The sequence below is a fragment of the Campylobacter coli LMG 9860 genome (genome assembly GCF_000254135.1).
GTDB classification, from domain to species: Bacteria; Campylobacterota; Campylobacteria; order Campylobacterales; family Campylobacteraceae; genus Campylobacter_D; species Campylobacter_D coli.
On the sequence record NZ_AINS01000013.1, the window covers coordinates 1 to 17,218 of the forward strand.

17 protein-coding genes and 1 pseudogene are annotated in these 17,218 nt (G+C 30.3%); 9 read left to right on the forward strand and 9 right to left on the reverse strand.

Annotated elements, in window-relative coordinates; all coding sequences use genetic code 11:
* The first annotated feature begins 61 nt into the window (after nt 1-61).
* The 6 genes from CCO88_RS02415 to CCO88_RS02440 are packed head-to-tail and all read left to right on the forward strand — an operon-like array spanning nt 62 to nt 6,367.
* Complete coding sequence (locus CCO88_RS02415) at nt 62-904, forward strand: ChaN family lipoprotein (protein ID WP_002785468.1); 843 nt, start codon at nt 62-64, stop codon at nt 902-904.
* Between the two features lie 9 nt (nt 905-913).
* Complete coding sequence (locus tag CCO88_RS02420) at nt 914-3,190, forward strand: TonB-dependent receptor domain-containing protein (RefSeq protein WP_002813052.1); 2,277 nt, start codon at nt 914-916, stop codon at nt 3,188-3,190.
* A gap of 11 nt (nt 3,191-3,201) precedes the next feature.
* A complete protein-coding gene (locus CCO88_RS02425) occupies nt 3,202-3,951 on the forward strand; it encodes a MotA/TolQ/ExbB proton channel family protein (protein WP_002780076.1) in 750 nt (249 codons plus the stop codon).
* The gene (locus tag CCO88_RS02430) at nt 3,938-4,348 is read left to right on the forward strand and encodes a biopolymer transporter ExbD (RefSeq protein ID WP_002780077.1); all 411 of its coding nucleotides are present in this window, start codon (nt 3,938-3,940) and stop codon (nt 4,346-4,348) included. The genes CCO88_RS02425 and CCO88_RS02430 overlap by 14 nt, the downstream gene beginning before the upstream one ends.
* Before the next feature lie 2 nt (nt 4,349-4,350).
* Nucleotides 4,351-5,097, forward strand: a complete 747-nt coding sequence (locus tag CCO88_RS02435) for an energy transducer TonB family protein (protein WP_002814824.1) — start codon at nt 4,351-4,353, stop codon at nt 5,095-5,097.
* Nucleotides 5,098-5,152: 55 nt separating this feature from the next.
* A complete protein-coding gene (locus tag CCO88_RS02440) occupies nt 5,153-6,367 on the forward strand; it encodes a putative transporter (RefSeq protein WP_002783584.1) in 1,215 nt (404 codons plus the stop codon).
* On the opposite strand, the gene CCO88_RS02445 is transcribed toward CCO88_RS02440, so the two are convergent.
* Nucleotides 6,358-7,485, reverse strand: a complete 1,128-nt coding sequence (locus tag CCO88_RS02445) for an MFS transporter (protein ID WP_002783583.1) — start codon at nt 7,483-7,485, stop codon at nt 6,358-6,360. The two genes, CCO88_RS02440 and CCO88_RS02445, sit on opposite strands and share 10 nt — an antisense overlap.
* A gap of 117 nt (nt 7,486-7,602) precedes the next feature.
* On the opposite strand from CCO88_RS02445, the gene CCO88_RS02450 reads away from it, so the two are divergent.
* Nucleotides 7,603-8,964, forward strand: coding sequence for a hemolysin family protein (locus CCO88_RS02450; protein ID WP_002839254.1), 1,362 nt, complete (start codon nt 7,603-7,605; stop codon nt 8,962-8,964).
* A gap of 11 nt (nt 8,965-8,975) precedes the next feature.
* On the opposite strand, the gene CCO88_RS02455 is transcribed toward CCO88_RS02450, so the two are convergent.
* From CCO88_RS02455 to CCO88_RS02465, 3 genes are read right to left on the reverse strand one after another with little or no spacing between them, the layout of a single operon-like run.
* Nucleotides 8,976-10,160 (reverse strand): serine/threonine protein phosphatase, encoded by a 1,185-nt coding sequence (locus CCO88_RS02455; RefSeq protein WP_002788776.1) that lies wholly within the window; start codon nt 10,158-10,160, stop codon nt 8,976-8,978.
* 8 nt (nt 10,161-10,168) lie between these two features.
* On the reverse strand, nt 10,169-10,378 hold the full coding sequence (locus CCO88_RS02460) for an alkylphosphonate utilization protein (protein WP_002806318.1): 210 nt from the start codon (nt 10,376-10,378) through the stop codon (nt 10,169-10,171).
* 49 nt (nt 10,379-10,427) lie between these two features.
* On the reverse strand, nt 10,428-11,168 hold the full coding sequence (locus CCO88_RS02465) for a TerC family protein (RefSeq protein WP_002778542.1): 741 nt from the start codon (nt 11,166-11,168) through the stop codon (nt 10,428-10,430).
* A gap of 140 nt (nt 11,169-11,308) precedes the next feature.
* Between CCO88_RS02465 and CCO88_RS02470 the strand changes: the two genes are divergently transcribed.
* Nucleotides 11,309-12,025 carry an ankyrin repeat domain-containing protein gene (locus CCO88_RS02470; protein ID WP_002806314.1) on the forward strand — a complete coding sequence of 239 codons (717 nt, stop codon included), beginning with the start codon at nt 11,309-11,311 and terminating at the stop codon, nt 12,023-12,025.
* Between the two features lie 167 nt (nt 12,026-12,192).
* Nucleotides 12,193-12,430: pseudogene (locus CCO88_RS11060) on the forward strand (hypothetical protein).
* Between the two features lie 137 nt (nt 12,431-12,567).
* Here CCO88_RS11060 and purN read toward each other — a convergent pair.
* The 5 genes from purN to def are packed head-to-tail and all read right to left on the reverse strand — an operon-like array spanning nt 12,568 to nt 17,217.
* Nucleotides 12,568-13,143 (reverse strand): phosphoribosylglycinamide formyltransferase, encoded by a 576-nt coding sequence (gene purN / locus CCO88_RS02480; protein WP_002778539.1) that lies wholly within the window; start codon nt 13,141-13,143, stop codon nt 12,568-12,570.
* Nucleotides 13,134-14,504: a bifunctional ADP-dependent NAD(P)H-hydrate dehydratase/NAD(P)H-hydrate epimerase gene (locus CCO88_RS02485; protein WP_002785452.1), complete on the reverse strand. Its 1,371-nt coding sequence runs from the start codon at nt 14,502-14,504 to the stop codon at nt 13,134-13,136. The genes purN and CCO88_RS02485 overlap by 10 nt, the downstream gene beginning before the upstream one ends.
* On the reverse strand, nt 14,488-15,186 hold the full coding sequence (locus CCO88_RS02490; RefSeq protein ID WP_002778537.1) for an NYN domain-containing protein: 699 nt from the start codon (nt 15,184-15,186) through the stop codon (nt 14,488-14,490). The genes CCO88_RS02485 and CCO88_RS02490 overlap by 17 nt, the downstream gene beginning before the upstream one ends.
* A gap of 1 nt (nt 15,187) precedes the next feature.
* Complete coding sequence (locus CCO88_RS02495; RefSeq protein ID WP_002778536.1) at nt 15,188-16,693, reverse strand: YifB family Mg chelatase-like AAA ATPase; 1,506 nt, start codon at nt 16,691-16,693, stop codon at nt 15,188-15,190.
* On the reverse strand, nt 16,690-17,217 hold the full coding sequence (gene def / locus CCO88_RS02500) for a peptide deformylase (RefSeq protein ID WP_002778535.1): 528 nt from the start codon (nt 17,215-17,217) through the stop codon (nt 16,690-16,692). The genes CCO88_RS02495 and def overlap by 4 nt, the downstream gene beginning before the upstream one ends.
* Between the last annotated feature and the right edge of the window lies 1 nt (nt 17,218).

Consider the following 17,218-nt stretch of genomic DNA (forward strand, 5'->3'; position numbering starts at 1 on the left):
TTATATATAAAATATTAATATTCAATATCAAAAATAAACCACTAAGAAAGTAACAATAACAATGAAATTTTATACTATTTTAAACATTCTATTTATAAGCTTTATGTTGAGCGCTTGTGCTGTTTTACAAAAACCATCTCCACTTCAAGAAAATAAAGATTTTTATATACTTGATACTCATACTCAAAAAAAGATTTCTTTTGAAGATATGATTTTAGAATTATTAAAAGCAGATGTGATACTGCTTGGTGAAAAACACGATGAAACAAAACACAAGATAAGTCAAGTTATGATTTTTAATGCTTTAGAAGGAAATTTAAGTTCTCAAAATATAAGCTTTGATGTGGCTTTAGAAATGTTAGCAAGCACAGAGCAAAATCACTTAGATAAAGCTTTTAAAAATAAAAAAACCATTAAAACCAATGAACTTACTAATGCGTTAAATTGGGATAAGGGCTGGAAATGGAAAGATTATGATCAATTTGTCAATGCAGTTTTTTATTCAAGAGCAAAAATATTAGGCGCAAATCTTTCACGCTCAGAAATTACAAGTATTTATAATGGAGTTCAGCCTTTAAAGGGCTATGTTTCAACCACAAATGAAGTAAAAAAACAAATTTTTGACATTATATCCTTAAGTCATAAATTAAATCCTCAAGAAAATAAAGAATTACTAGATAAATTAGTAGAAATTCAACAATTTAAAGACAGGCGAATGGCTGATGTATTGGTTCATCATACAAACAAGGTTTTATTGTTAGCTGGGAGCTATCATACAAGCAAGAAAATAGGAATTCCTTTACATATACAAGATTTTAAAAGTGATAAAAAAATAGTCGTGGTGAATTTAAACTATGGAGAAAGAGATTTAAAAGACAGTGATTATACTTTTATTTATTATTAAAGGAGAATAATGAAAAAATTAAGTTTATTTTGTGTTATGGGTTTATGTTTTGCTAATTTTGCTTTTTCTGAAGAATTGGAATTTGATAGTCTTGAAATTTCAGGCTCAAAAATCAAAAACGATGAAAAACCCTTTGTAACTCCCGGAGCAACAAGCACAAGAGATAATTTAAATTCAAACACTCAAAGTATAGATTCTATAGTGCGTAGTGTTCCTGGTGCTTATACTCAAGTAGATCAAGCACAAGGGGGAGTTTCAGTAAATATTCGCGGTATGACAGGACTTGGAAGAGTAAATACACAAATTGATGGTGTAACTCAAACTTTTTTTGGTTCTGCAAGTGATGATAGCTTTCATGGGCAAATTGGAACTTCAAGTTTTACAGCCCCAATAGATAAAAATTTTTTAGTCGCCTTAGATGTTAATCGTGGAACTTTTAGCGGGGCAAATGGGGTTAATGCTTTAATGGGTTCGGCTAATTTTAGAACTATAGGTGTAGATGATATAGTACAAGAAAGAAGAGTTTTTGGTTTTTTGGGAAAATACTCTTATGGTAGCAATGCTATAGGACCTAATTTTATGGGTGCTATAGCAGGAAAAACTATGTTAGAAAATAATGCTAATTTAGGCATTTTATTTGCTTATAGTGGGCAAAATGTTTCTCAAAATTATAAAATTGGAGGTGGAGGCTATATAGGCGATCAAAAACCCCCATTTGACACTGATGATGATGGCATTCCAGATGATAATTTAGCAGCACCTATAAATCCAAACAATCTTTATAATCAGCCTAGAAGTCAGCTCTTTAAAGTAGAATACAAATCTGATATCAGTGAGGCGATTTTAAACTATAGAGCTTATAATAACAATCTTGCGGGTAGAAAGATTACAAATGATACTTATCAAATTGACTATCGTTTAAATCCTGATTCTAATCTTTTGGATTTAAAATTTTTATTTGCTTATAATGACGGAAAGCAAAAGTATAATCAAGACAAGACTTGGGGTTATCACGATATGAGTAGAATTAAGACTAAAAATCGAGCGGTAACTTTTGATCTTAGCAATACCATGAATAAAGAATTTTCACAAGATTCAAATTTGTATTTTACTTATGGGGTTAATATTTTAAATAATCATTATAGTAATGATTTTCCACAAGATAGAGTGCTTTTGCCTTATATTTTGACTAGTTTTTATCCTAAAGGAAAACAAGATATTAAAACCTTTTATTTGGATACGAGTTTTACAAAGGGAATTTTCACCCTAAATTCTAATGTCAATTGGATCAATGCACAATTAAGTGGATATAAGGGAGTTTGTAGTATGGCTAATCCTTATTGTCAGCCAAAAAATGCGACAAATTTAGAAAAGGATTACAATAATTTTAATTATTCTTTAATGCTTTCAGCAGATATCCATCCACTTTTTAATCCTTTTATTTCTTATTCTAAAAGCCATAGAATCCCAAATGTCCAAGAGTATTTTTTTACCCATGATGCAAGTGGGGAGCATAATATGAACACATTTTTAAGGGCTGAAAGTGCAAATACTTATCAAATAGGTTTTAATTCTTTTGCACATGAAATTTTAAACAATAATGATACTTTAGGTTTTAAAGTGCTTTATTATGATACTAAGGTAAAAAATTATATTTATAATAGAAGATATTGGCAAAAAGCTGACAATGCTATTTTTATTATGCAATTAAATGATGATGAAAAAGCTAAATTCCACGGAGTTGAGCTTGAATTCAAATATGATACAGGATTTTTTTATTCTATACTATCTTATACTTATCAAAAATCCAAGCATAAATTTTCAGATACAGAATCTTTAGAAACAGGTGGAGCGCAATCAGGCCAAAGCCAATTTGCCCAACTTCCAGAGCATTATGCTAATCTTGATATGGGTGTAAGATTATTTGAAGAAAAACTGACTCTAGGAGCTCTTGCCAAATACACAGGAAAAGCAAAGAGAGTAGCTCCTGTAGGCAGTTTGGAAGATGATCCAAGTAATCCTGATGCTATAGCTCCGCTTAAAACTACAGATGAATTACCAAAAATACCAACTATCGTTGATCTTTATGCAAATTATAAAATTTTGAAAAACTTTACAATCAAAGCAGAGATACAAAATTTATTTGACAAAAACTATATGGATGCGCTTTATACTTATAATACTGGTGATAGTCAAAATGCTGGAGGGTTATTTAATCCTATTTATATTTATAATAACTCTGCTCGCGGTCGTACTTTTATAGTAAGTTTTGAATATAAATATTAAGGAATATACAAATGTTAAAAAAAATGTTTTTATTTTGTTTTTTATTGTTAAATTTAAATGCAACAGATACAAATTTATCTTTTGATTCTTCTAAGATAGAAACCAAAGCACCTAAAATAGAGCTTTCTCTTTCTAGTCTTTATCAAAATGCTGATGAGGTGGTAAAAGGTGTTATTTATATATTGGTTTTATTTTCCATTTTAGCATGGGCAGTTTTTATTTCCAAGCTTATGCAATTTTATTTTATGAAAAAAAATTTAGACTCATCCATACAAAAGATAAAAGAATTAAAAAATCTCAATGAATTAGATCAGACAAAGGATTTTGCAGGTGTTTTATCTTTAGAAATTCAAGATGAGCTTGAAAAAAGTGAATATAAAAATGATCACATAAAAGAGCGTATAGAATTGCGTTTGCAAAATACCATCTCAAAGCAAATCACAGCAAGCAAAAATGGCTTGAGCTTGCTTGCGAGTATAGGTGCTAGCGCACCTTTTATAGGGCTTTTTGGAACAGTTTGGGGGATTATGAATGCATTTATAGGTATAGCAAATCTTGGCAATGCTTCTTTGGCAGTCGTTGCACCGGGTATAGCTGAAGCCTTGTTTGCTACAGCTTTTGGCTTGATAGCTGCTATCCCTGCGGTGCTTTTTTATAATTATCTTACAAGAAAAAATTTAAAACTTATGCACCATTTAGATGAGCTTGCAAATTTTGTCTATATACTTTTTCATAGGAGTTATTTTAATGATAAAAACTGAAATGGCTCACAAAGAAGAGGAGTTAAGTGAGATCAATATAACTCCTTTTATAGATATTATGCTTGTATTATTGATTGTTTTTATGGCTGTTACTCCTCTTATCACAAGTTCTATCAAAATAGAATTACCCAAGAGTTCGCAGCAAGCAGAGGATAAGCTTAAAAATCCCATCATACTTTATTTAAATACTGATAATACTTTGGCTATTAATGATGATAAATTAAGCCTAGAAAATCTTTCAAGTGCTTTAGATATAAAAACCAAAGGCAATAAAGAAGAAATTATTTATTTTCATATCGATAAAAGTGTAAAGTATGAAGATATTATGCAAGTAATGCAAAAATTAAAAGAGAATGGCTATGGAAAAATAGCTCTTTCAAGTAAGAAGGTGGATTAATTATGAAATCTGGTATGATTTTTGGGTTTGTGTTAAGTTTGATATTACATGCTTTAGTATTAATATTTTTCCTTTTTTCTTTTTATACTCAAGAAAAATCAAGTGGTGTTGATTTTAAACAAGGATTAGAATTTACTTCCATTATGATGGTATCAGAGCTTCCTATTGGAGAATTAAAAGAAGTTTCGATTGATCAAAAAAAGAGTAATTCTCAAGATAAAAACAAAAAACAAGATGAAAAAATGAGTCTTAACTCCCAAGATAAAAATGCTGTATTAAAAGCTCAAAAAAAGATAGAAAAACAAGATGAAAATCAAGCCCAAAAAGAAATAGCTAATGCAAGTGAAAATTCAAAATTTAAAAATGAATCACTCAGTGCTCCGCTACAAAGTAATGAAGATAAAACACAAACTATAATAAGTGGCAATGCTAAAGAACAAATTAAAAGCTATCAAGCCTTGCTTATGGCTCATTTGGCTAAATTTAAAAAATATCCTCAAGAAGCGATAATGCAAAAGCAAGAAGGTGTTGTAAGAATTCGTGTGAGTATCGATGAAAGTGGAAATGTCCTAAGTAAGGAGCTTAAAAAATCCTGCCCTTATGCAGTGCTTAATGATGAAGTTTTAAGTTTATTTAAAAGAGCTTCTCCATTGCCAAAACCACCTAAAGAAATGTTGAAAGATGGTGAAAAAATCAGTTTTGTTATGCCTATTGATTACAATATTAAAGACTATTTGGGCAAAAAATAAACTCTTGATTAAATAAAATTGATTAAAATTTTCGTTTTGAGATTAAGGCGGTGGTATGTTTTCTTCGTTTTTTGCAAGTAAAAAATGGGCTTTATGGGCTTATTTGGGGCTTTTTTTGCTTTTATTTTTCTTATATATGCAAACAAGCTTAAATGTTGCAATCAATTCATGGTATAGTGATTTTTATAATGTTTTACAAAAACCAAAAATAGAGCTTTTAGATTCTAATACAACGCAAAAGGCGGAAGAGAAATTTGAAAACAATGCAAGTTTAATCCAAGAGGCCAATCAAAAAGCACAAGAAAATTTCCAAAAAGCTAATATTATCAATAAAGGCGCACTTTATTATTATCAAAGTTTATTGGAATATTTTTTTAATTCTAGGGCTATGATTGAAAAAGAAAGCTATTCTGCGAGTGATTTTTATGCTTTGATTTTAGTATTTTTAGCTATTGCTATTCCTTATGTTTTAATTGCAACGATTAATATTTATTTTGCTAGTGTTTACGCCTTTAAGTGGCGTGAAGCTATGACTTTTTCTTATTTGAAATTTTGGAAAAATAAGGATGATAACATAGAAGGAAGTTCGCAAAGAATTCAAGAAGATACTTATAATTTTTCTAAAATTGTAGAAAGCTTAGGACTTAGTTTTATAAGAGCTTTAATGACTCTTGTAGCTTTTATACCGATTTTATGGACTTTAAGCGATGTTGTAAGCAAGGCTTTATTTGCAAATTTAAGTGAGAATTCTAGCTTTTATTTTTTAAAAAATATCGATGGCTTGCTTGTTTATGTTGCGCTTTTGATTTCTTTAGGGGGATTAATCGTATCTTGGTTTGTAGGGATTAAACTACCAGGACTTGAATACAACAATCAAAAAGCTGAAGCAGCTTTTAGAAAAGAACTTGTTTATGCTGAAGATAACCGCAAAGAATACGCCAAAAATGAAACCATGATAGAGCTTTTTACAGGACTTAAATTCAATTATAAAAGACTTTTTTTGCACTATGGATATTTTAATATTTGGTTGATTTTATTTGAGCAAATGATAGTTATCGTTCCATTTTTAATCATGGCCCCAGGACTTTTTGCAGGAGCTATAGGACTTGGTATTGTAATGCAGATTAACAATGCTTTTAATCAAGTAAGAAGTTCTTTTAGCGTTTTTATCACCAATTGGACAACCATCACTCAACTTAGAAGTATATATAAGCGTTTAAAAGAATTTGAAAAAAATATCGAATACGCGAAAAATAAAAATCATTTATAAAAATATCTGAATTTGCTAAAAATTATTAAGGCGATGAAAAGTAAAAAGGCTGTGAAGATACATAAAAATTCCCAGCCAAAACTTTCATAATAAAAACTTGGCAATACAGAACCCAAAGCACCCCCACTATAATAAAATGTCAAATAAATTCCATTAGCCAAGCCCTTTTTATCCGCGATCGAATTTAAAATCCCTGAAAATATACAATGACTTATAAACATTCCGCTACAAAATACAAACATAGCAAAAAAGGCAAAATAAAAATTCCCTACTATCATACAAAAACAACCCGCTATAAAAACCAAAAACCCAAATATAGCTGTGCGAATTTTTGAGCCTAAAATTTCTATGGTTTTACCTATAAGTAGTGAGCTTATTACTCCGGTTAAAAATCCCAAATAAACAAGTCCAATTTGTGTTTGAGTGATATCTTTTATACTTTCTTTAAGATGAAAAGGTAGAAAACTTACTATACTTTGAAAAGAGAAAAAGATAGTAAAAACACAAAATAATATCACCATAAATCTAAGCTCTTTAACAAAGGGTAAAAAATCCCTCAAGGAAGTTTGTGTGTTTAAGCTTATAGGATGTTCTTTAAAAAATAAAAACAAAAAACCACAAACCATCATCAAAATGCTAAAAAAATTCAAGGCAAAATGCCAAGAAAAGAGATCACTCAAAAAGCTCCCAAAAACCCTTCCAACAAAACCACCAAAAGTTGTAGCACCTACATAAATGGCTGTATTTTTTTGTATATTATCGCTTTCTAAGCGGCTAAGCAAGGTAAGAAGTGCTGTAAGTATGGCAGGTATACAAAGAGCTTGTAAAAATCTAAGAAATAGAAAAAAATAAAAATTATCGTTTAAGTTCCCAATAATACCAAAAATAGAACATAAAAACAATGAAACAACAAGAATTTTCTTTAAGGAAAAAATTTCAAGTAAATAACCATAAACCAAAGGCGCAACAGCCAGGGGAATAAGTGTAACACTGATTATCCAAGAAATTTGGTGCAAATTTACATGAAAATAATTAGATAATAAAGGTGCTATAGGTTGTGGAGCATAGACAATAGATAGGGTTAATGTAGCACAAAAAATAATCAGAATTTTAAGCATTTTCATGTCTTAAATTAAACTCCAATGCAAATTAATTTTAGCTTAAAAACCATTTTTAAGCTAAAATTTTACTTTTAATTGTGTATAATTAAATATTTTATTTATAAGGAGTTTTTATTGGACCCCAGTCAGGTTTTAGATTTAAACCAAACTTTACCTACAGCGTCTTTTGATGCAGGATATTCTATACTTATGGTTGTCATTGCACTAGCTTTAGTGCTTTTAAATGGCTTTTTCGTTTTGTCTGAATTTAGTATTGTTAAAGTGCGTCGTTCAAAACTTGAAGAAATGGTTAAGGAAAAAAAAGTAGGTGCTAAAAAAGCACTAGAAGTTACTTCAAGACTTGATACCTATCTTAGTGCTTGTCAGCTAGGAATTACTTTAAGTTCGCTAGCCCTTGGTTGGATAGGTGAGCCTGCTATAGCAAAAATGTTGGAAATTCCTCTTGCAAATCTTGGATTTAATGGAGTTATTATCCATACTATAGCTTTTATTATCGCCTTTAGTATCATCACTCTTTTGCATGTGGTTTTAGGCGAGCTTGTTCCAAAAAGCATTGCAATTGCTATTGCAGATAAAGCTGTACTTTGGGTGGCAAGGCCTCTTCATTGGTTTTGGATACTTTTCTTACCTTGTATTAAAATTTTTGATTTTCTTGCGGCTATAACCTTAAAACTTTTTGGCATCAAACCTGCCAAAGAAAGCGAATTAACCCATAGTGAAGAAGAGATTAAAATCATAGCAAGTGAAAGCCAAAAAGGCGGTGTTTTGGATGAATTTGAAACTGAAATTATCCGTAATGCGGTTGATTTTTCAGATACTGTTGCAAAAGAAATCATGACACCTCGCAAAGATATGATTTGTCTAAATAAACAAAAAACTTATGCTGAAAATATGCAAATCATTTGCGATCATAAGCATACGCGTTTTCCATATATAGATGGTTCTAAAGATACTATTTTAGGTATGATACATATACGAGATATAGTGCAAAATGAGCTTAGTGATAAGAGTGAAAATTTAGATACTTTTGTTAAGCCTTTGATTTTAGTTCCTGAAAATATTAGCATTTCAAAAGTTCTTGTGATGATGAATAAAGAGCGTTCTCACACTGCACTTGTGATTGATGAATACGGTGGAACAGCTGGAATTTTAACCATGGAAGATATCATGGAAGAAATTATCGGTGAGATTAAGAGTGAAAATGAAGAAGATAGCTATAAAAAACTTGCTGAAAATATCTATGAATTCCAAGGTCGTTGCGATATAGAAACCGTTGAAGAAATGCTTTTGATAAGCTACGATGAAGATTTAGAGCAAGTAACGATAGGGGGTTATGTGTTTAACCTTTTAGGACGCTTGCCTGTAGCGGGCGATCGCATTGAAGATGAGCTTTGTTACTATGAAGTTAAAAAAATGGATGGTAATTCTATAGAGCGTGTTAAGGTGGTTAAAAAAACCAACAAAGATGAAGAATAAGCCTTTTTGGCTTATTTCTTTCTATAAACTTTATTTTTAAGTTCTATACACTCAAAACCTTTTTTGTCTAAAGTTACTATACGCAAATGTCCCCCATCATCTACTTTACCTTCGCACAAAAATACTCTTTTTTCTATTTGCACAGGCAATTTTGTGCGGTTTCTATGTCCAAAGATTTGATAAACATTGTCTTTTGTAAATTCACAAAACTGACTTGCTACTTTTTGACTCTCTTCATAATTTCCTACGCCATAAATAAAATCATAACTTGGCATAAAGCTTATTTGATAAGCCTTAGAAGGTAAAAGATTTACCCCGCCATGCGAGCAAAAAACTTGTTTTTCATGAAATTTATAGTACAGACATTCTTTTAAGTAAGGATAAAACTTTCTAGCATCCCTAGGCGTGAGTTTTTCTTTTCTAAAATCTTTGAGTGTATTTTCGTTAAATTCTTTAGAGCTTGATAGTTCTCCATTGGCCCATTTTATCAAATGTCTTTCGTGATTTCCTTCAAGTAAATATACATTCTCTCTTTCGCAAATTTTAAGCAAGAATTTTAAGACCTTGCCATTTTCTATGCCTCTATCGATATAATCCCCTAAAAAGATATAGCATTCATCATCTTTGAGCTCTTGTAGATATTCTTTTAAGATGCTAAAGCAGCCTTGAATATCGCCTATGTGGTGAATTTTCCTATACTTACTAAGATTAGGCATTTGATAAAGGCATTTTTTCCAATCATTAGGATTTAAAATCGTATATTTTTTAGGAATTCTTTCAAGCAGGTGATGGGTTTTTTTTAAAAGTGATTGTGAGACTATATAGCCACGCTCTTTGGCTTTTTGCTCGTTTTTTCTAAGACATTCTTCTAAAGAGCTTTTAAAATCTATAATATAAATATCATAGCGATATTGCTTAGCTAGTTCTTTATAAACCTTAAGGGTTTCATTATAAGCGTTAATGATGCAAAATTCACCTTTTTGCATACGCATTTCTAAAAATTGGAGTAAAATTTTATATAATTCTTCATCATTTTTTAGATTTAAATTTTTATATTTACTTACGATTTTACTTACACTTCCTGAAAGCAAACGCAAAGAATTTAGATCAAGAGTGTAATCTTTTAAGCGATTTTCTTTGATAAATTCTTCTTGTCCTGCGTAGTAATTCCCCCTTAAAATAAGTAAAATACGCAAATTCTTTCCTAAATTTTCTTTAAAAATTCAGTCTTTAGTACAATAACGCCAAATTTATCTACTTTAGCTTCAATTTCATTTTCTTTAGAAGTAAGTTTGATATTTTTTATCGTTGTTCCGCGTTTTAAAGTAGTGCTAGCACCTTTAACCTTTAAATCCTTTATCACGCTTACACTATCTCCAGCATTTAATTCTGTTCCATTTGCATCTTTAGACATTTTTTTCCTTTTTAAATTTTTATATCATTGTATATTTTATCATCATTTTCTAAGATTTTTCTTGAGCTAAGCGCTTCTTTTTGATATAGATATTGATGGATTCTACACCCAAAGAAAAAGCCATAGCAAAATATACATAAGTTTTTGAAATATGAAAATCCAAACCTTCGGCAACTAAAGTTACACCAACTAAAATCAAAAATGCTAGAGCTAAAATCTTAATCGTTGGATTATCATCAACGAAATTTGAGATACTTTTGCTTGCAAGCATCATTACAAAAACAGCTACAACCACTGCAATCATCATAATTTCTATATTATTAACCATACCTACAGCAGTAATAACCGAGTCGAGTGAAAAAACAATATCTAAAACAGCAATTTGTATCAATATGCTAAAAAATCCTCTTTTAGCTCCCTCTTTTAAAACCTCTTCATCGCTTTTTTCTCCGGCATTATCGATATCATGATGAATTTCTAGTGTGGATTTTGCTATCAAAAATAATCCACCTAAGATCAAAATAATATCCCTTCCTGAAATTTCTTGTGAAAATACGCTAAAAAGCGGAGTTGTAAGTTTCATAATCCAAAATAAAGAAAGGAGCAATAACAAACGCGTAATCATCGCCAAACTTAAACCAAAAATTCTTGCTCTTTGTCTTTTTTCCTTAGGGAGTCTTCCTACCAAAATAGCGATAAAAATGATATTATCTATCCCTAAAACAATCTCTAAGCCAATCAAAGTCGCTAGAGCGATCCACATTTCAGCACTAAAAATCCACTCGAACATAAGCTTCCTTAAAATTTGAAATTTTTTAAAGTGTAATTTTATAACTTCAAAGCAAATATTAAATATTTTGATATAACATATAATTAAATTTTTACAAGGAAAAACAATGAAAACATTAGAAGATATTAAGGCTATGAGTTATGAGAGCAGCTCGCACTTGTGGAGCAAATAATAATGATTTTTCTATTTTAGATTATTTATTTGATGAGTATGGCTTAAGTCTAAAAGATCCTAAATATAATTTTCGCTTTGCAGATATGAAATATATCAAAGAAGCTAATGATAAATATATTGTAGTAAGATATATGGAAGATAATCCTAGCATTTACAAAGAAGCTTTAATCTATAGGTATATCCTAAAAGTTAGAAATCCAAACCCCCAAATTATCCAATACCTAGCAAATCATGGAGCTAAATTTGAAGTGTATCGCGAAGATACAGGCTGGTCTCCTATACATTTTTGGGCTAGTAATAATGATTATAAATTTCTAGAGCTTGCCATCAAAGGAGGGGCTAATGTGGATATGGAAGAATATGAGTTTGAATCAATCTATAAATATCAGGATACACCCTTATTTGAAGCAGTGAAAGAGTCAGGAAATTACAGAACCGTGCAACTTCTAATAGAGCTTGGAGCTAATGTTAATTTTGTTCCCTATTTAACGACACCTTTAGATCAAGCCGAAGGAGCTAGAAATAGAAAACTTTTAAAAGCTGCAGGTGCAATGACTTCCGATCAACTTGAAAAGAAATTTAATATCTTTTATAAGGATTATGAAGATCGTAATGAATATTGTGATTTATTAAATGAAGCTATAAGAAAGGATAAGAAAAAAGAAAACCTACAAAAAAATTAAAGGAGCAACAATGGAAAATAAAAAATTTATTAGATGAAGATATGCAACAAGTATTTGAATACTATCTTAAAAATGATAGTTATTTAAAAGGTGCCATAGATGGCTTAAAAAAACATGAAGCAAGAGCTTTTATAGGCAATGTTTTAAGCTATGAATATAAAAATCTAGTGGAAAATGGTAATTTAAAAGTTGATGAACAATATAAAGTTACCTTACCACCTAATCTAATCACTGTTTTAGAATACGATAAAAAAGATTTTGAAGGTGCAACTCTTAAAAATTTCATTGATGATGTAGAATGTGAGTTAAGTGATTGGGAAATTGAGCTTTATGATGATCCTCACTTTTATGGATATGATGAAGATGAGGAGGGATATGAAGATGATGAAGATGATGAAAAAATGAGTGTAGATGAATGGGTAACAGATCAAGTAAGCGATGTTAGAGATTTTTTATATGCTTTAAAAAATTTTAAAAGTAAATACCGATAAAACACTCAAGTAAATTTAATTTTCTAAAATTTAGCGATAAAATATCTTAACTTAATGACAATTTTCAAAAATTTCTACTACACTTAAGGGTAAAATTTCATGCTCTAGGCCATGAATTTTTGCTTCAAATTCTTCAAAGGTTAAATTTTGTTTTTCAAAAGCCTTTTGAGCGATGATTTTCCCTCCATCTAATTCTTCATTTACCCAATGCACACTCACTCCAGCTACTTTCATATCGCTTTCATAGCTTTCTTTGATAGCATGAGCTCCTTTAAAAAGGGGTAGTAAAGATGGATGAAGATTAATTGCTTTGATATTTTTTGTAAAAACAGGGCTTAAAATTCGCATAAATCCAGCCAAGATAGTAAGATCTGCTCCGCTTTCTTTGATTTTTTTTACCAAAATTTCGTCAAATTCTTCTCTGTTTTTATAATCTTTGTGTTCAATGATCACGCTTTCAAGGTCAAAGTTTTTAGCTCTTTGTATCCCATAAGCATCTTTTTTATTGCAAAGACAAAGCACGACTTCATAAGTGTTTTTACCTATAGTTTTTTTATGAAGTTTTTCTAAGATATTTTGTAAATTACTTCCATTTCCACTAAAAAGTACCGCTAATTTTACAAGCATTTTAATCCTTTTATAAGTTTTATTGCATCAAAGCTGTTTTTGTTAAATTTATATTTTTTAGCCACAAGAGCGTGTGCTAAACAAGCATTTTTAGCCGCTTCCAAAGCGCTGAATTTTACCCCTAAAAGCGTAGCTATCATACCGCTTAAAACATCGCCACTTCCACCTTTTGCTAAAGCTTCATTTCCCAGATTTACAACAAAGATTTTTTCTTTTTGTATGATGATAGGATTTGCACCCTTTAAAACAAGAACACAATCATAATTTTGTGCAAATTTTTTAGCATAAAAAAAGCGATTTCTTTGCAAATCTTCTATACTTAAATCCTCATCAAAACACATTTTATAAAGTCTTATAAATTCTTTTGGATGTGGGGTGATGACTACATCTTTTCTACTTAGATACCAAAGCACAGCTTCACTTAAAAAGCAATTTGCATCCAAAACCAAAGGAATATTTTGCAAAATCTCATCTTTTAAAATATCTAAATTTTCAAGTCCCATACCTAAGGCAATGGCACTTGCATTGTTTTCAATCTTTTCTTTTAGCATTAAAAGAGGTGAAAAACTTTTTTTTGCGACTAAGGATACAAGCCCACTGCCAAAATTTAAAGCTCCAAGTCCTGCTAGGGTTCCTGCACTTGCACTAGCTATTATATAGATATGACCGAAATTTCCTTTATTGGAGCTTGTATTTCTTTCTATGGTTTTTAAATCTTTTTCTTCAAGTAAAAAAGCTTTGGAATCAAGACTAAATTTTTTAGCATTAATACCTAGGTTTGCGAGTTTGATTTTGCCTACAAATTCTTTAGCAAAATCCTCAAGCAAAATTTCTTTTAAAGCTCCCATACACTGCGTGATATCAGCTTTAAAACAAGGAGTAAAACCCAAATTTGTAGGTATGTCACAAGCTATTTTTAAAGCTTTACTTTGATTTACCTTTTCTAAAATTTCTTTTGTTTTTTCATCTACTTCGCGGTTTGTTCCTGTGCCTAAGATACAATCAACAATAATATGAAATTTTTTAAATTTAGGCTCTTTTTTTGCAAATTTAAGACCAAAATTTTTTAAAATTTGCTCTTGTTTTTTAAAAATTTCATTTTCTTTAAAGCCTAGTTTATAAGCTTTTGCATGCTTTAAATTTCTTAAAGCTACTAGGCCATCAGCAGCGTTATTGCCTCCGCCCAATAAAAAAAGTATTTTTACTTTCTTTATCTTGTATTGTTTGCGAATTTTTTTTGCTTCTTTTTTAATAAGCTTAGCTAAATTTAATCCTGCGTTTTCCATTAAAATAAGCTCATCTAAGCCTTTATTTATAGCATTTTGTTCTAAAGTTTTAATATCATCAGTAATAGTTTTCATAATCTTTTTTCACCAGAAAATAAATATTTTTTTCTCGCTCTTCTTCAAATTTTTTCATTTTGGGTAAAAATTTCTGAATTAAAGCACGAAAATTTTTAAAGCCATAATTTTGCGGATTAAAATCAGAATATTTGCGGTTCATATTGGTGCGAATTTGCGCGTATTCGGCGCGTCCTTTTTCATCGATGAGTTGTTCTGTGATATTGATCAAAGCTCTTAAATAATCCTTGCTTAAAATATCTTCTTTTTTGTTTTCATCTTGATCAAGGTAAAAAAACTCACTAAAAGCGTTTACATAAGATTTTATAGACTTTTCAAGACCCATTCCTATAACTTGCTTTTTGTTTTCTCTTAGCTTTTGAATGAGCGAGGTATAGTCACTATCGCTAGAAACAATGACAAAAATATCAATATCTTTCTCATAAAATATACTCATAATTTCAGTGATTAAATACATATCACTTGAATTTTTATTTGCTGCGAAATTAAACTGCTGCATAGCGATTAAAGAATACTCAGCAATTTGCTCTTTCCAAGCTTGAATATTTTTTTGAGTCCAATCTCCATAAATACGCTTGATAATTATTTCACCATAATCCGAAGCGATATCAAAAATACTTTTTGCGTATTTTGCGGGTATATTTTCCGCATCGATAAAAATAGCTATGCTTTTATTTTCCAATTTAACTCCTCATCCTAAAACTCAAAGCTTCTAAAATATGATTTTTACTAAGAAGTTCTTTTTCTTCAAAATCTGCAATAGATCTTGAAACTTTTAAAATTTTATTTAAAGCTCTTTGTGAAAGATTATAACGCGAAATGGCTAAATCCAAAGTATCCTTGGCATCTTTTTCTAAAATACAAAATTTTTGCAATTCTGTATCGTTTAATTTGCCATTAAATTCTTTTTGGCCGCGTTTTTTGCCAAAGATAAAAGCCTTTAAAATTCTTTCACTCATTTCTTTTGAATTTATACTTGACTTATCATCTTTGCTGATCTCATCCATAGCTACATAAAGATCAATTCTATCCATAATAGGGGCTGAAATGTGATTTTTATATCTTTTAATCTCATTTTCACTGCAAACGCAAGACAGATTTTTAGAAAATAAATTTCCACAAGGACAAGGATTTTGAGCGGCAACAAAACTGAATTTGGTTTCATAAGTGGTTTTTGAATTGACTCTTGAAATATGAATTTTATGATCTTCTAGAGGTTCTCTTAGACTTTCGATAATCTGTTTGTTAAAATGAGGAAATTCATCAAAAAATAAAACTCCACCATTAGCTAGAGCGATTTCACCTATCTTCGCATTTTTTGCTCCACCACCAAAAATACTAGCTCTTGTAGAGGTATGATGAGGGTGTCTTAAGGCTCTTTTTTGCGTAAATTCGCAATCTTTAGAATTTAAAGACATATAAGCATTTTGCATTAAAACCTCATTTAAACTTTGTGGAGGCATGATTTCAACAAGGCGTTTTGCACACATACTTTTGCCACTTCCTGGACTTCCTTCAAAAAGTATATTGTGCATACCTAGTGCTGCTATCAAACAAGCTCTTTTAGCTTTTTCTTGTCCTTTGATATCTTTAAAATCAAGTTCAAAATGATGATTTTTAATAAAAATTTCATTTTCTATAATCAAAGGATTTGCAAATAAAGGATGGCTTTGGGTGAATTTGAATTTCTCATAGTTTTTTTCTTTAAAAAATTCAATCACTTCATTTAAATGCTCAAGTCCATAAATTTCTAGATTGGGTATCATAGAAGCTTTTAGAGCTATATTTTTTGGGACTACAACTTTTGCACTTTTTACCTTTGTGGATAAAAATAAAAGTAAAGAAAAAAGCTCATTGGTGCTTTTGATACTTCCATCAAGACCAAGCTCGCCTACCACAAAAAAATCATCAAAGTCTTCATTTTGCAACAATATAAGCGTAGCGATAACTAAATCAAAATGAGAACCTTTTTTTGGAATTCCTGAAGGGCTAAGATTGATGGTGATTTTTTTAGCAGGAAATGAAAAATTGCAAGTTAAAAGTGTGGCTTTGATACGCTCGATACTTTCTTTAATTGCAATATTTGCAAGTCCGACTATGCTTAAATTAGGTAAGCCTCTTGTAAATGTAGACTCTACATCGATGATATCTAAATTCTCATCAAAGCTTACACATTTTAATTTTTTCATTTAGATTTTTTTTGATTTTTAAGTTTCTTTTTAAATTCTTTATCAAATTTTTGTCTTTTTAAAAAAGAAATCTTTTCTATAAATAAATGACCATTAAGATGATCATTTTCATGCTGGATGGCCACAGCTAAAAATCCTTGAGCTTCTAATTCTTTAAAATTTCCAAAGCGATCTTGATATTTAAGCAAGATATGATTATAACGCTCCACTTCTTCAAAGAAGTCAGGCACGCTTAAACAACCCTCAGTGCAGGTGATTTTTTCTTCACCTAAAGGAATGATTTGCGGATTTATAATTTCTAGCAAGTCTTCTTTTTTCTGCTCTTCATTTTCATCTAAAATATTTACGATCAATGCACGAAGTGGGATATCTACTTGTATAGCAGCCAAACCCACTCCTTGACTAGCAATCATAGTATCATACATATCATCAAGCAGGGTATGAAGTTCTTGATCAAATTGCTTTACAGGTTCAGAATTTAAAAAAAGTCTAGAATTAGGATAAGTGATAATTTTTCTAACCATA